Source organism: Brevundimonas subvibrioides (assembly GCF_027271155.1).
Classification (GTDB): domain Bacteria; phylum Pseudomonadota; class Alphaproteobacteria; order Caulobacterales; family Caulobacteraceae; genus Brevundimonas; species Brevundimonas subvibrioides_D.
In genome coordinates, this window is the sequence record NZ_CP114542.1 from 2588644 (window position 1) to 2603941 (window position 15298).

The window sequence follows — 15298 nt, forward strand, 5'->3', positions numbered from 1 at the left end:
ATTTCCGCCGCCCGAGACGACCTGTCTTTCATGGTGTTCGCACAGCGAGGATTCTGCCGATGACATCGCAACCTTCATCTCGCGCTCGGTCATTCAGGCCCCTGATTATTGCGGCGGTGTCTGTATTCGCGTTGCAGACCGGGAGCGTCTGCGCCCAAGCCGGGCCAGAGCCTGCCGGCGCAGGCACTGAGGTGTCCCGGGCAGACCGGCAAATCTCGCCAGACCGGCCGATCCCGCCGCCAATCAGGGCGATGACGCCGGACGAAAAGGCGGAGTACGACACTTGGGTCGTTGAAGCAGATCAAGCTACTAACGACCGACGTTTCGACGATGCGCGGGTCATCTTTGAACGCGTCCTCGCGCGCGAGGAGCAGACATTCGGTCCCAACCACCCTAAGGTGGCCGAAACATTGAGTATTCTCGGTTTAGCGCTATACAACATGCAGCGCTATCCTGAGGCTGAACGTCTTGTTCGACGCGCGCTCACGATCAATGAAATCGTGTTCGGGGATTATAGTCGTATCGCGGCAATGAGTTCTAATAGTCTTGCGGTTATTGTTTCTCTTCAAAACCAGTACGACGAAGCCCAAATCTTATTCGAACGTGCTTTGATTATTCTCAATTCGGAGGCTGATCCTGACACTGCAAACATAGCGGTAATAATTAATAACTTGGGCCGAAATCTCCAAGCGATGGGAAGAAATGATGAAGCCCAAACCATGCTTGAACATGCACTGTTACTTAGACAGGGCACCCTTGATGAAAATGATCAAGAAATTGCTACCAGCTTCAACAACTTAGCCGGTATCCTAGAAACTCAGTATAAATATCGCGAAGCCCAATTACTGTATGAGCGCGCGCTAGAGATGCGCGTTTCTTTGCTGGGAACCAGTCATCCTGACACGATAATCAGCCTTCACAATCTCACTTCAAATCTCAATTCACAAGGAAAATATAGCGAGGCATTGAACGTCATTCTAGGAATTCAAGGCACAAACGACCTTACAAGCGCGTTGAACGATCCCGCAACTGCGGACAGGCTTAACGATTTCGGTTTCAGCTTGAACGCCTTGGGCCGCTACTACGAGGCCCAGCCATTTTACGAACGTGCCCTCATGATCAGGGAGGCCACACTCCCGCGAGACCATCCAGACATCGCCACCGGCCTCAACAACCTAGCAAGCAATCTATACGACCAAGGTCGATACGACGAGGCCCAGCCTCTCTATGAACGGGCCTTAGCGATACAGGAGGCTGTCCTCAGACCCAACCATCCCGACACCGCCACCAGCCTTAGCAACCTCGCCGTCAACCTCAACGCCCAGCACCTCTATACCGAGGCCCAACCCCTCCTCGAGCGAGCGCTCAGGATCAACGAAGCAGCCTTAGGACGAGACCATTTTACAACAGCAGCCCGCCTCGACAATCTGGCCTCAAACCTCGATGCCCAAGGTCGATACACCCAAGCCCAACCCCTCCACGAGCGCGCTCGAAGGATCGTTGAGGACACAGTTGGACCAGACCATCCAGAAGCCGCCCTCAGCCTAAACAACCAAGCCTACAATCAATACTTCCAAAGCCACTACGCCGAGGCCCGGCTCCTTTTCGAGCGAGCGCTCGTGATCAGGCAAGCCGCCCTCGGACCGCACCATCCCGACACCGCCTTTTCGGCGGAGAACACAGCGATCTCGGCTTTGGGGTCCGGTATGGCCTTGGCCGCGCTCACACCCGCCCGTCAGGCCCTGGAGATCCGACGAACCCTGGCGCTGCGGGAGGGTGGCAACCGAGATGAGGCCTCCCAGGTTCGTCTCGCCGATGCGACGGGTAACGCCGCCGTGGTCTTCACCCGCGCGGCCTGGTCGGTGGATCGGTCGGGCGCGGGCGATGACGCCCTGAGGGCCGAGGCCTTCCAGGCCGTGCAGTGGCAGGAGGGGTCCTCGGCCGGCCGCGCCCAGGTGCGGGCGGCGGCGCGCCGGGCGCTCAGCCCGGCAGGGCAGGCCTTGGCGCGGGAGTGGGAGACGGCACTCGAGGAGCGTGCCGGTCTGGACCGCCAGTTCTCCGCCGCCGCCGGCGGAACCGATGAAGCGGCCCGGACCCGGCAGGCCGATCTGGTCCGCCGGCGCGATACGCTGGACGCCCGGATCACAGATCTGACGACGCAGCTTGAGCGGGATTACCCGCAGTACCTCGAACTGCTCAACCCCTCGTCCCTGTCTGTGGCGGACCTCCAGCCCCTGCTGCATGAGAGCGAGGCCCTGGTGCTGGTCTCGCCGGGGGATGCACGCATGCCCGAGGGTCAGCGTCGGGGGATCGTGTTCGTGGTGACCCGCGAGGGCTTCGACTGGGCCGAGGTGGGCATGGAGCCGGATGACCTTGAGGCCCGCATCGGGGTTCTGCGGGACGAGCTCAAGCCAGACGGCGGGCGCGGGCCCGACAGCGGCGGCAGTGCGACCGTCGGCCAGGGCGGCCGGGGCTTCGACCGCAGCCGGGCCTATGAGCTCTATCAGGCCCTGTTCGGTGATGAACGGATCGCCGCCCTGCTGGCCGACAAGGAGGACTGGATCCTGAGCCCCCAGGGGTCCTTGCTGTCCCTGCCCTTCGCCGCCCTGCCCATGGCCGAGCCCGTGGGCGACGACGCCGATCCCCGGGCCCTGATCGACACCCCCTGGCTGGGCACTACCCGGGCCCTCAGCGTCCTGCCCAACCTGTCCACCCTGCGTCAGGTCCGGGGTGAGGACCGGCGGGAGGCCCCGAGCGCGCCCGACCCCTTCCGCGGCTTCGGCTTCGCCACCTACAATGCCGGCCGCACCATCCAGCCCGAGGAGGGCCGCTTCCTCACCCGGGCCCAGTTGCGCGCCAATAGGGTCCGCACCCTCGATCCCCTGGACAGCACAGGCGACGAACTGTTCGCCATCGCCGCGGCCCTGGACGCCGACCCGGCCACAACCCTCGACTTCACGACGGACGCCACCGAGGCCCGGGTCCAGGCCCTGAGCGCCGACGGTACCCTGGCCCGCGCCCGGGTCATTGTCTTCGCCACCCACGGCCTGATCCCGCCCGAGCTCGGCCTCGATCAGGCGGCCCTGGCCTTCAGCCCACCCGGTCAGCCCGAGGGTGACGACGACGGCCTGCTCACCGCCGCCGAGGCTGCGGGCCTTCGGCTCAATGCCGACTGGGTCATCCTCTCGGCCTGCAACACCGCCTCCAGCAATGCGCAGGCCGGGTCCGAAGCCCTCGCCGGCCTCGCCCGCGCCTTCTTCTTCGCCGGTGCCCGATCCCTGCTCGTCTCCCACTGGAAGGTCGGGGACACCGACGCCACCGCCCTCACCACCTCCACTGTCAGGCTGCAGCAGGGTCAGGGCCTCTCGCGCACCCGCGCCCTCCAGCGCTCCATGCAGGACCTCCTGAACACGCCAGGCACTGCGGATCGTCCATTCCCCAATGCGCATCCCACTCATTGGGCGCCATTCATCCTCGTGGGGGCAGAGCGATGACGGGGACGGTGGGCCGAGCGGTGGCCGTACGTCGTTCCAGCTCATGACGACCCTGCAGGCCCGCGCTCTGGCTTCAGCCGTGGTCGGCATTTGGGCGCTCATCATGGCGTCCATGCCCGCTGCGGCCCAGACCGCCGACCCAGCCAACCGACACGCCCTGCTGGTCGCCGTCAGCGGCTATCCCGGACTGAGATCGGACGGCCGCTCCAGGGCGCTGGCCGGTACGCCCAATGACGTCGCCCTGCTTTACCGCACCCTGATCGAGTCCGATGTCCCGGCAGGCAACATCCGCGTCCTCGCTGACATCATCGGGCCCGACGCCGGTCCCGCGCCGCCGGTTTCCGCAGGGGACCCCACCCGCGCGGCCATCCTGGCCGAGCTCGACGACCTGATCGACCGGGCCAAGCCCGGCGAAGAGGTCATGATCTATCTCGCCGGCCACGGCTCCTTTGTCCCCGAAACGGCCAAAACCGACGGGCCGGGCGAGCCGGACGGGAATGACGAAATCTTCCTGCCGCTGGACATCGGCGTCTGGAACACGGCCGGTGCCCAAGTGGACAACCAGATCCTGGACGACGAATTCGGCGAGCGGGTCTCCCGGCTGGTCGATCAAGGCACCTTCGTCTGGTTCGTGCTGGACGCCTGCCATTCCGGAACCGGCGTGCGGAGCGGTGATACCGACATCGTCACGCGCGACATTGCCCCCACAGATCTGGGCGTGCCGACGGTACCGGCCCCGGCCGGGACGCGGTCGCCTCGCGCCGACGATCGGCGGATCGCCGGGTTCGACCTGACGCGGTCGCGCCCGGGCGGCGGATTGGTCGCCTTCTATGCGGTCCAGCCGGAACAACTGGCCCTTGAGCGCCCCTTGCCGCTAGAGCTCCCCGCCGATGAACGCCGTCAGCACGGCCTGATGACCTGGTCGCTGGTCCAGGCCATCCGTTCGGGCCGCAGCGAGACCTATGGCGATCTGGCCCAGACCATCATGGCCGAATACTGGGAGAACGGCGGCGGCGTCCGGACGCCGCTGTTCGAAGGGGATCTGGGACGACGAACTTTCCTCGGCGGCGAGGGCGAGCGCAGCTGGCGGCTGGAAAACATCGACGGCGCGCTCAGCGTCCGCGCCGGTCTCCTCGACGATGTCGGAGAGGGCGCGATCTTCGCCGTCGGTCGCCGCACGGTCGGTTCGGGCGAGGCACCGATCTTCTACGGCCGGGTCACCCGATCCCGCCTGGAGCGGGCCGATCTGGAGATCCTGCGCGATCCGGCCTTTCCCGACCGGCTGGACGAGGTCCTGGCGGCCCGCGGGCTGCGGAGAGATCAGCTGGAGGCCTGGCTGGCGAACACGGCCCCGGCTCTGGAGGCGCGGCTGGTCCAGAGGGTGCCGTCCTTTGTCCTGCGTGTCGCAGTCTCTCCAGGCACCGCGTCGGGACGCCCGGGCGAGGCGGTGGCAGCGATCCGCGACACGGCGTCCGGAGATCTCCCCCTCGCAATCGACTGGGTTCAGGAGACAGGGCCCGCCGATCTTCGCCTGATGGTCGCGGAGGATCGCCTGTGGTTCGTCCCTGACACAACTGCCCTCCAGACGACCGGTCCCGCCCAGCCCTATTCCATGCCGGTGGAGGACGTGACGCCCGAGACCCTGATCCGCGCCTTGCGGGCCGTCGCCCGCACCCGCAACCTGATCGGCGTGGCCTCGGCCTATCGGGACTCCCCGATCTCGCGGGCGCTCGCGGTCACCGTGGCCATCGCCCCGGCCCTGCCCCGCATCGAAGAGCGATGCCAGCCGCACGTCCCCTCTCGCCAGATTCCCGCCGAGGCGGTCATAATGTCCGATGCTGCCGCGGCCTCCGCCACTCTGATCCGCCCGGCGGACTGTGAGCGGGTCTATCTGACCGTGCGCAACACCGGCGACCAGACGCTGGACATCACCCCTCTGTACCTGGACGCCTGGAACCAGACGACCTTCCTCAGCGGCTATCCGCGCGGTCGGTATGAGGGTCTGCGCCTGCCGGCAGGGGCCGAGGCGGTGGTGTCGTATACCGAGGTCGCGCCGCCTCCGGGTGCGCGAGGCGCGATCGGGACGGGCCGGATCGTTCTGCTCGCCGTGGAGGCCCGCCCCGGAGCATCGATCGCGGCCGACTTCCGGGATCTGGCCGGGGGACTTCCATCCGCGTCGCGCAACGCAGGACCGCGAACGGGCTTTGCAGCCCTGCTGGAGGCGGCTACGCTCGGTTACGGGACGGTGCGGAGCGGTCCGATGGACCTCACCGAGCGCGGCGGCGCGCGGGTGGTCCTCTTCGAGACGTTTGCGACGGTTGGGGGACCGGGGCGATGACCGACAGACGAACGAATGCACCGTCCGGCCACCCGCTGAGGGTGATCGCGGCCGCATCGGTATCGGCGATTGCTTTGGCGCTGCACGCTGGAGGCGCGCTCGCGCAGGTCGATCAAAGGTTCGCGGATCCCGTGGCACAAGCGACGCCCGCCCAGCCAGTGATCCCGCCGGCCATCCGGCCGATGACGGCCGAAGAGAAGACGCAATACGAAGCCTGGGTGGCGGAGGCACTGGCAGCGACGAACGAACGCCGCTTCGACGAGGCGCAACGTCTCTTGACCCTGATCCTCGACATCGAGCAGAGGACCTTAGGACCTGATCACCCGGAGGCTGCGGGAATCTTGGGCTGGATGGCCAACAACCTGAACGCCCAGGGCCAGTACCGTGAGGCATGGCCTCTCTACGAACGCGCCCTCAGGATCACCGAGGCCGCACTCGGACCCGACCATCCAACTACCGCGAACCGCCTCAACAACCTGGCACTCAACCTCAACGCCCAGGGCCGGTATGCCGAGGCTCGGCCCCTCCATGAGCGCGCCCTCAGGATCAGGGAGGCCGCACTCGGACCCGACCATCCCGATACCGCGCAAAGCCTCAACAACCTGGCCTTAAACCTTGGCGCCCAGGGCCAGTACGCCGAGGCCCGCCCCCTCTATGAGCGCGCTCTCAGGATCACCGAGGTCGCCTTGGGACCCGACCATCCCGACACCGCCGACGGCCTCAACAACCTGGCCGCAAACCTCAACGACCAGGGCCTCTATGCAGAGGCCCAGCCCCTCAATGAGCGCGCCCTCCGGATCAGGGAGGCCAGACTCGGCCCCGACCATCCCGACACCGCGCAAAGCCTCAATAACCTCGCCAATAACCTCAGCGCCCGGGGCCAGTACGGCGAGGCCCGGCCCCTCCTTGAGCGCGTCCTCAGTATCACCGAGGCCACACTCGGACCGGATCATCCCGACACCGCGACCAGCCTCAACAACCTGGCCGCAAACCTCAACGCCCAGGGCCAGTACGCCGAGGCCCGGCGCCTACTTGAGCGCGCCCTCAGGATCAACGAGGCAGCCTTCGGACCGGACCATCCAAGCACCGCGATAAGTCTCCACAACCTGGCCTCCAATCTCAACGCCCGGGGCCTCTATGCCGATGCCCAGCCCCTCTACGAACGCGCCCTTAGGATCCGGGAGGCCGCCCTCGGACCCGACCATCCAGACACAGCCGGCATCCTCGATAACCTCTCTCAAAACCTCAAAGCCCAGGGCCTCTATGCCGAGGCCCGGCCCCTCCTTGAGCGCGCTCTGAGGATCAAGGAGACCGCGCTGGGAGTCGACCATCCGGACACCGCCACCAGCCTCAACAACCTGGCCTTCAACCTCAACGCCCTGGGCCTTTATGTCGAGGCCCAGCCCCTCTTTGAGCGCGCCCTCAGGATCAGGGAGGCCGCACTCGGACCGGACCATCCCGACACCGCCGACGGCCTCAGCAACCTGGCCGCAAACCTCGACGACCGGGGCCTCTATGCAGACGCCCAGCCCCTCCATGAGCGCGCCCTCAGGATCCGGGAAGCCGCCCTCGGACCCGACCATCCAGACACAGCCGCCAGCCTCAGCAACCTGGCCCTCAATCTCGACGCCCAAGGCCTCTATACCGAGGCCCAGCCTCTCTATGAGCGCGCCCTCAGGATCGCAGCGTCCAGACTTGGACCAGACCATCCCGACATCGCCAGAGGCCTCAACAACCTGGCCTACAACCTCAACGCCCGGGGCCGGTACGGCGAGGCCCGGCCACTATTCGAGCGCGCCCTCAGGATCACCGAGGCCGCGCTGGGACCCGACCATCCCGACACCGCGACCAGCCTCAACAACCTGGCCGCAAACCTCAACGCCCAGGGCCAGTTCGCCGAGGCCCGGCGCCTACTTGAGCGCGCCCTCAGGATCAACGAGGCCGCGCTGGGTCCCGAACATCCGCGCACCGCACTTGGCCTGAACAACCTCGCCTTCAACCTCAACGCCCAGGGCCTCTATGCCGATGCCCAGCCCCTCTACGAGCGTGCCCTCACGATCAACGAGACCGCACTCGGACCCGACCATCCCGACACCGCGCGCAGCCTGAACAACCTGGCTGAAAACATCAGAGCTCAGGGCCGCTACACCGAGGCCCAGCCCCGCTTTAACCGCGCCATTGGCATCTGGGAGGCCGCGCTGGGACCCGACCATCCAACCACCGCCCTCGGCCTGAACAACCTGGCCGTCAACCTTATCGCCCAGGGCCTCTATGCAGAGGCTCGCCCCCTGAATGAGCGCGGCCTCAGGATCACCGAGGCCGCGCTGGGACCCAGCCATCCTACGACTGCCGGAACGGCGGAGAACACAGCCCTTGCTGCCTTGGGGTCCGGCGCGGCCTCCGACGCCCTGACCCCGGCGCGGCAGGCCCTGGAGATTCGCCGCACCGTGGCGCTGCGGGAGGGTGGCAACCGAGATGAGGCCTCCCAAGTCCGTCTCGCCGGTGCGACGGGAACCGCCGCCGTGATTTTCACCCGTGCGGCCTGGTCGGTGGATCGGTCGGGCGCGGGCGATGACGCCCTGAGGGCCGAGGCCTTCCAGGCCGTGCAGTGGCAGGAGGGGTCCTCGGCCGGCCGCGCCCAGGTGCGGGCGGCGGCGCGCCGGGCGCTCAGCCCGGCAGGGCAGGCCTTGGCGCGGGAGTGGGAGACGGCACTCGAGGAGCGTGCCGGTCTGGACCGCCAGTTCTCCGCCGCCGCCGGCGGAACCGATGAAGCGGCCCGGACCCGGCAGGCCGATCTGGTCCGCCGGCGCGATACGCTGGACGCCCGGATCACAGATCTGACGACGCAGCTTGAGCGGGATTACCCGCAGTACCTCGAACTGCTCAACCCCTCGTCCCTGTCTGTGGCGGACCTCCAGCCCCTGCTGCATGAGAGCGAGGCCCTGGTGCTGGTCTCGCCGGGGGATGCACGCATGCCCGAGGGTCAGCGTCGGGGGATCGTGTTCGTGGTGACCCGCGAGGGCTTCGACTGGGCCGAGGTGGGCATGGAGCCGGATGACCTTGAGGCCCGCATCGGGGTTCTGCGGGACGAGCTCAAGCCAGACGGCGGGCGCGGGCCCGACAGCGGCGGCAGTGCGACCGTCGGCCAGGGCGGCCGGGGCTTCGACCGCAGCCGGGCCTATGAGCTCTATCAGGCCCTGTTCGGTGATGAACGGATCGCCGCCCTGCTGGCCGACAAGGAGGACTGGATCCTGAGCCCCCAGGGGTCCTTGCTGTCCCTGCCCTTCGCCGCCCTGCCCATGGCCGAGCCCGTGGGCGACGACGCCGATCCCCGGGCCCTGATCGACACCCCCTGGCTGGGCACTACCCGGGCCCTCAGCGTCCTGCCCAACCTGTCCACCCTGCGTCAGGTCCGGGGTGAGGACCGGCGGGAGGCCCCGAGCGCGCCCGACCCCTTCCGCGGCTTCGGCTTCGCCACCTACAATGCCGGCCGCACCATCCAGCCCGAGGAGGGCCGCTTCCTCACCCGGGCCCAGTTGCGCGCCAATAGGGTCCGCACCCTCGATCCCCTGGACAGCACAGGCGACGAACTGTTCGCCATCGCTGCGGCATTGGGCGACGAGAAAGGCGAGACCCTCTCCTTCCAGACCGATGCCACGGAGGCCCGGGTCAAGGCCCTGAGCGACGACGGCACCCTGGCCCGCGCCCGGGTCATTGCCTTCGCCACCCACGGCCTGATCCCGCCCGAGCTCGGCCTCGATCAGGCGGCCCTGGCCTTCAGCCCGCCCGGTCGGCCCGAAGGCGACGACGACGGCCTGCTCACCGCCGCCGAGGCCGCAGGCCTTCGGCTCAATGCCGACTGGGTCATCCTCTCAGCCTGCAACACCGCCTCCAGCGACCAGGACGCCGGCTCCGAAGCCCTCGCCGGCCTCGCCCGCGCCTTCTTCTTCGCCGGTGCCCGCTCCCTGCTCGTCTCCCACTGGAAGGTCGGAGACACCGACGCCACCGCCCTCACCACCTCCGCCGTCAGGCTGCAGCAGCAGGACCCCGCCCTCTCCAGGGCCCGGGCCATGCAGCAGTCCATGCAGGACCTCATGCAGAACCCGAACACGGCTCACCCCACACACTGGGCTCCCTTCATCCTCGTCGGGGCAGAATGAAACTGCCGACTCCGAAAACCATGATTGAGGTCGCGAAGGTCGCGGCGACCGGGGTGCTCGCGGGTGGCTTCGCCATCCTTGCGATCAACTTGCTACCCCAATTTGTGAAGATCGAACATTCGATCACCGACCTGAGGACAGTCGCTTTCTCGGACAGGGCTCCCCAGACGAGCTTGGACGTGGCCATCGTCGGTATCGACGAGAAAAGCCTTGAAGGCGTGCCCTATCTGTCGCCGCTCGACCGGGGCTATCTCTCGGATGTGGTGACCGAAATCGCCGGGGCCGAACCCCGGGTCATTGTTCTGGACATCCTGTTCGACCGGACCACCGAGCCCAAAAAGGATGAGGCTCTCGAGCAGACGCTTCGGAACCTTCAGGTGCCCGTCGTTCTGATACGTTCGGGAGATCCTTTGGATCCGGCGTTCCAGAACCGCTTCCTCGCGTCCACATACAGACCGATCGGCGGTCCGCTGGTATCGGCTACTGTTGATGACGTGGTACGCCATATTCCGGTTTCGCCCGATGGAACCTGCAGCCTCTCAGAAGCAGCCAAGCTGGTACGTGACAATCCGGGCCTCAGGACGCTGCCCCACTGCGACCGCGAGCGGCCCATCCGGATAGACTGGCTGCTGGAGCCTCCGGGTCAGGAGACCTTTACCTATATTCGAAGCTCCGAGCTGACAGGACCGGACGTCATGCCGCTCCAGCTTGCCCGGCTTCGCGGCAAGGTCGTTATCATCGGGGGTGTGTTTGATCTCATTGATCGACACAAGACCCCGCTCTCGGTCCTGCATGGTGACACCGCCGGTGTTCCAGGCACGCAGTCGAGCCTGAGCAACGGTGCGACATCCCCCGGCGTCCTGGTCCATGCCCAGGCCATGCAGCAACTCTTCGATGGCCGGGTGCGCCATGAACTGGGTGTGATCGGTGAAGCGATCCTCCTGCTGTTCTGCGGGCTCTCGGGTGCGATCCTCGGATCATTCTCGGAGATGCGCAAACGCAGGGGGATCGTCTTGTTCGTTGTCACGATCTCGCTGATTGTGATTGATATAACCCTGTTCAAGTTCGCTCGCTTCGTCCTTCCAGGCGATGCGGCGGGGTTCGCCGTATTTCTGGGTTTCCTGTTCAACAGCATGCGTCTCAATTATCGCATCGGCGGCCTTCCCAGTGCCGGAAAGACGCTAGGAGAAACAATCCTATGAAGTCACCAAAACTGCTGATTACGGCGGCGTTGACGGTGGTCACGCTTGCAACCGCGACGGAAGCCTCGGCGCGCCAACAGACAAATCCCGATGGATCAATAACATGGGTCACAGACGGTCGAACGGTCCGGCCCATTCGCTTGATGGGGCCAAACGCAGTCATCACTCTGGGGTCCAACCAGACGCTTATGTTCATTGGCGCTGATCGCAGCGAAGCCGCGTACGCGGGACCGTTCAGAGGGACGTTGGCTCAGGCAAGAGCGCGCGAAGGCCAAAGCCAGAGCTTCGTGGGACGCGCCTTGGCCTTTCTGCAACAGACCCGAAACTCCTTCCGAAACGGCGGTGTTCGCAGCTTCTCGGATTCATCGGATGTGTCTGTGGAAGGCGCGACCATCACTTCGCTCGACCAGATCCCTCCCATCGTCGTGCTCGGATCTCAGGCCTTGGGTCCCCAGTGCGTTGCGAGAGGGCAACAGCCGCAGCTTTCGAGGGCTTCCAGTTCGCGACGGGAAACCATAGAGATCACGGTCGCCAACGAAAGCCACACCGTTGTGTTCGAGCCTGGCGAAGCACATGCGGTCTGGCCTCTCGCACGACCGGAGGCGGCTGGCGGACAAGCCGCGGTAGTGACGCCCGGCCGGCCATATTCAGCGACCAGTTTCGCTGTCGTGACCATAGACTCCATCTCGGGAGACGACCTGTTGCCGGTCCTGACCGATGCGGGCTGCCTCGAACAGGCGCAGTCGGTCATGGACTATATCTGGAAAACCCAGACCGAGATCCTGACCGAGTGATGTCGTCCGCCCTGCTCATCGTCTTGGCTCTGTTCGCTTCGAGTCCGGCTCCTGTGAGCATCCAGGACGGGCAGACGTCGATCCCCACAGCGGTCCAGCGGCTCGAGCGCGCCGAAGATGTCGCGGACTGGGCGCGTGCAGAGCGTGACCCCCTGGCCATGGTGGTGGCCGCCCGAATGAGCCGGGGGGTTGGGATCGATGACCCCCTCGCCCCCGAACGTCTGCTCGCCGAGGCTCGCCTGATGGCTCGGGGCGATGCCACTGTTCTGGCCGTCGTGGCCGAGGAGGAGGCGGCAGAGGACAGGGGAGTCTGCGTCGGCCCCACCCGCAGCGAGGGTCTCCTGTCCCCCGGACAAAGACAGTCCGTCCGGCTTCGGGTCGCAGGCGGCGAGATCGCGGACGCGGCCCTGCGGCTTCCGGCCGGGGCACCCGGCGGAGCCGACCTCGACCTGATTGTCACCGACATGCAGGGCCGGCGCATTGCCGCCCTGACAGGCCCAGATTCGGGGGTTGCGGGGCGGGCGGCCTATGTCCAGTGGAGGCCGGATTACCCGTCGGACGTCGACGTCTCTGTGCTGAACGTCAGCCGCGTCTCGACAACCTATCGACTGACGCTCGCCCCGTCCCAGGGCGGGCGGTGTCGCTAGGCCCGATCCGCGATCGGGGCCTCGCGCCGTCTGCGTCTCGATCCGAACCTGCACGCGCGGCTCCCCGTCATCCTTCCTGCAGGCGCGACGATGACAGACAATGTCACCCGCCCTCCAACAGGGGTTGATAGACAGCCCTCGTGAAACAGACGTCGCTCCACCGTGAACCTTGGCGAAGCCTTTGCGGCACGCGGGTGGATGTCGTCACCCTGACCAGGACATCCCGGCCTTGACCCCCGGTTCCAGGATCCGGCTGGTCTCGGCCCAGACTGCGATTATCGCCCTCGTCCGCAAGGCGCTGCAGGGATCGGCCTGTGAACTGGCCGTGGAACGCGATGAAGCGACGTCACAGCTGGCCGACGTCGATCTGGTGATTGCCGATGCCCGGGCATGGCCCGAGGCTCAGACGGTCGCCTGGATGACCGCAACGACCGGCCCGCGCCTCGTCATCGTCGACGATCTCAGCAGCCCCAACCGGGCGGTCCTGAGAACGCTTAGAGAGGCAGAAGTCGTCTTCTCCGACGTCCAGGCAACGGAGCTTCGCACACGGGTGGAAGCCCTGCTTCAGAGGACGTCCGGGCCAAGCCTTCTCCTGGTAGAGGACGAACCCCGGCTCGCCGATCAGATCGCCACCCTGATCGGGTCCGCCGGCTATGGTGTGTCCGTCGTCGGTACGATCGCGGCGGCGGCCGAGGCCGTAGCGGCTCGCCCCTTCGACATCCTCGTGCTCGATCGGGGGCTGCCGGACGGCGACGGGCTACTGTTCCTCAAGCGGCTGAGGGCAGAGGGGACATCGACGCCCGCGCTGATCCTGAGCGCCTGGGGCGAGACCGTCCAGCGGATCGACGGTCTGCGGGGCGGAGCCAACGATTACATGGTCAAACCCTTCGAGCCCGATGAGCTTCTGGCGAGGATCGAGGTCCTGGTCCGTCCGGTGCTGGAGAGCGACCTTCAGCGGATTGGAGCGCTGGAGCTGCAACGTAACGACCGGATCGCCCGCTGGAAGGGCCGGCGGATCGACCTTACGGACACCGAATTTCGCCTCCTGGCCTATATGGCCGGCCGGCCGGGGCTCGTCCTCCCGGCATCGATGCTTCGGTCCGACGTGTGGGACATCCGCCGCCAGCACACCGAGACCAATATCGTCGCGGCCGGCATCCGCCGCCTCCGACGCAAGCTGGAGGAGGCCGGCACGCCCGAGGCCATCTCGACGCACAGCCAGGGATACCGGTTCGACCTCCAACTCCTGCTGGCGGCCGGCGATGGCTGACTTCGTCGCTCATCGCATGACCCGCTGGCTCCGCGCGTTCGGCCTGCCGCTTCTGTTCGTGGCCGCCGCAGTGCCCGCAGCGGCGTTTTCCAACGGACTGCTGTCGGCAGCCCGGTCTGCGGCCATCGATTCCCTCGACGCCCGGCTGGACGGCCTGGTCGCAGTGCTTCGCTATGGGGATCTGCCCTTTCTGCGGCTGGAGATTGATCGTCAGGAACAATCCCTGCCAGCCGAAGGTCGTATCGCTGCCCTTGCCGACGGAGGCATGGTGCTCGGCGACTTTGGCTCCTTGCAGGACCGGGAGAGGCTCGGCCGGATTTCGGCGGATGGTCCTTCGATCATCGAACTCTCGACCGGACCAGTGCTCGCGCGCCGACTGGATCTCGGACAAACACCGATCGTCGGCCTTGAAGAGGTTCGCGACCTCTCGCTCTATGTGGCGGATCCCTTTCCCGGCCCGGCCGAACAGGCCACACGTCTGGCGGTCACGCTCGGCTGGTCCGGTTTCGCCGCAGCGGTTCTGGTCTCCATCGGCCTGCAACTCTGGTACCGGCGTCAGTACCGCACGCGCCTAGACCGTTTGAACCAAAGGCTGCGGACCATCGGCCAGGGTGACCTATCGGACCTCGAGCCCGAGCCCGACGCCCCCGGGGAACTGGCCGAACTCCGAACCCATATCAATCTGATGCTGGGCGACCTCAGGGACCTCGTCTTCGGTCTGAATGCCTTTGTGGAGACAGTGGCGCATGAGTTGCGTACCCCCCTGACCCGGATGCGGCTCTCGGCGGATCAACTCCTGAAGGACACGACGGCGGACAGACTGCAGGAGGTGGAAAGGCTGAAGGGCGACGTCATCGATCTGTCCCGCCTGTTCGAAAGCCTGGTCGATCTGGCCAAGGCCCGGGCCGGTCGGTTCGACCGGTCGGCCTTCGTTCCCGTCGATCTTTCGCGGCTGCTGAGTGAGATACGCGAGGATCAGGAGGAAGACCTGGCTCTGGTCGGCCATCCCCTGGTCACCGACATCGCAGCCGACATCCGGGTTCTGGGCGACGCCTCCCTGATCCGTCGACTGGTCGAAAACCTGCTGGACAACGCCCGGAAATTTTCCGACCCGGGCGGGTCCGTGTCCCTCCTGCTGGTTTCGGACGACGACCGGTTCCGGTTGGCGGTCCAGAACCCCGGGCCGCCGTTTCCCCAAACACTTGTCACAAAATCGGGGGAAGCTTTGCCGATCAAGAGGTCGGGCCAGGGGCTTGGTCTCGGTCTCGGTCTCGGCATCGTCCGCGCCATCGCCCTGAAGCACGGATGGGCGCTCCGGGTGTCATACGTAGATGGCATGGCTGTCGTCGAACTCCAAGGCAAACTCAAGACTGAGGTCATCGCAATCCCATGA

At 66.2% G+C, this 15298-nt stretch carries 8 protein-coding genes; all 8 read left to right on the forward strand.

Features of this window, described 5'->3' with window-relative positions; translation table 11 throughout:
• The first annotated feature begins 251 nt into the window (after positions 1–251).
• The 8 genes from O3139_RS13115 to O3139_RS13150 all read left to right on the forward strand — a co-directional run bounded on the left by O3139_RS13115 (position 252) and on the right by O3139_RS13150 (position 15298).
• On the forward strand, positions 252–3494 hold the full coding sequence (locus tag O3139_RS13115; RefSeq protein ID WP_420022357.1) for a tetratricopeptide repeat protein: 3243 nt from the start codon (positions 252–254) through the stop codon (positions 3492–3494).
• Positions 3495–3537: 43 nt separating this feature from the next.
• Positions 3538–5832 carry a caspase family protein gene (locus tag O3139_RS13120; RefSeq protein WP_269514494.1) on the forward strand — a complete coding sequence of 765 codons (2295 nt, stop codon included), beginning with the start codon at positions 3538–3540 and terminating at the stop codon, positions 5830–5832.
• On the forward strand, positions 5829–9992 hold the full coding sequence (locus O3139_RS13125; protein WP_269514495.1) for a CHAT domain-containing protein: 4164 nt from the start codon (positions 5829–5831) through the stop codon (positions 9990–9992). Before O3139_RS13120 ends, O3139_RS13125 begins: the two co-directional genes overlap by 4 nt.
• Positions 9989–11194 carry a CHASE2 domain-containing protein gene (locus tag O3139_RS13130; RefSeq protein ID WP_269514496.1) on the forward strand — a complete coding sequence of 402 codons (1206 nt, stop codon included), beginning with the start codon at positions 9989–9991 and terminating at the stop codon, positions 11192–11194. Before O3139_RS13125 ends, O3139_RS13130 begins: the two co-directional genes overlap by 4 nt.
• Entirely contained in the window at positions 11191–11988 is a 798-nt protein-coding gene (locus O3139_RS13135; RefSeq protein ID WP_269514497.1) for a hypothetical protein, read from the forward strand. The genes O3139_RS13130 and O3139_RS13135 overlap by 4 nt, the downstream gene beginning before the upstream one ends.
• Before the next feature lie 53 nt (positions 11989–12041).
• Positions 12042–12635 carry a hypothetical protein gene (locus tag O3139_RS13140; protein WP_269514499.1) on the forward strand — a complete coding sequence of 198 codons (594 nt, stop codon included), beginning with the start codon at positions 12042–12044 and terminating at the stop codon, positions 12633–12635.
• 229 nt (positions 12636–12864) lie between these two features.
• A complete protein-coding gene (locus tag O3139_RS13145; protein WP_269514500.1) occupies positions 12865–13905 on the forward strand; it encodes a response regulator transcription factor in 1041 nt (346 codons plus the stop codon).
• Positions 13898–15298 carry a sensor histidine kinase gene (locus tag O3139_RS13150; protein WP_269514501.1) on the forward strand — a complete coding sequence of 467 codons (1401 nt, stop codon included), beginning with the start codon at positions 13898–13900 and terminating at the stop codon, positions 15296–15298. The genes O3139_RS13145 and O3139_RS13150 overlap by 8 nt, the downstream gene beginning before the upstream one ends.

Excerpts from the sequence above, each read along its gene's own strand:
- O3139_RS13120 (WP_269514494.1), top strand. The coding sequence starts at position 3,538 with ATGACGACCCTGCAGGCCCGCGCTCTGGCTTCAGCCGTGGTCGGCATT.
- O3139_RS13125 (WP_269514495.1), top strand. The coding sequence starts at position 5,829 with ATGACCGACAGACGAACGAATGCACCGTCCGGCCACCCGCTGAGGGTG.
- O3139_RS13150 (WP_269514501.1), top strand. The coding sequence starts at position 13,898 with ATGGCTGACTTCGTCGCTCATCGCATGACCCGCTGGCTCCGCGCGTTC.
- O3139_RS13115 (WP_420022357.1), top strand. The coding sequence starts at position 252 with ATGACGCCGGACGAAAAGGCGGAGTACGACACTTGGGTCGTTGAAGCA.
- O3139_RS13130 (WP_269514496.1), top strand. The coding sequence starts at position 9,989 with ATGAAACTGCCGACTCCGAAAACCATGATTGAGGTCGCGAAGGTCGCG.
- O3139_RS13135 (WP_269514497.1), top strand. The coding sequence starts at position 11,191 with ATGAAGTCACCAAAACTGCTGATTACGGCGGCGTTGACGGTGGTCACG.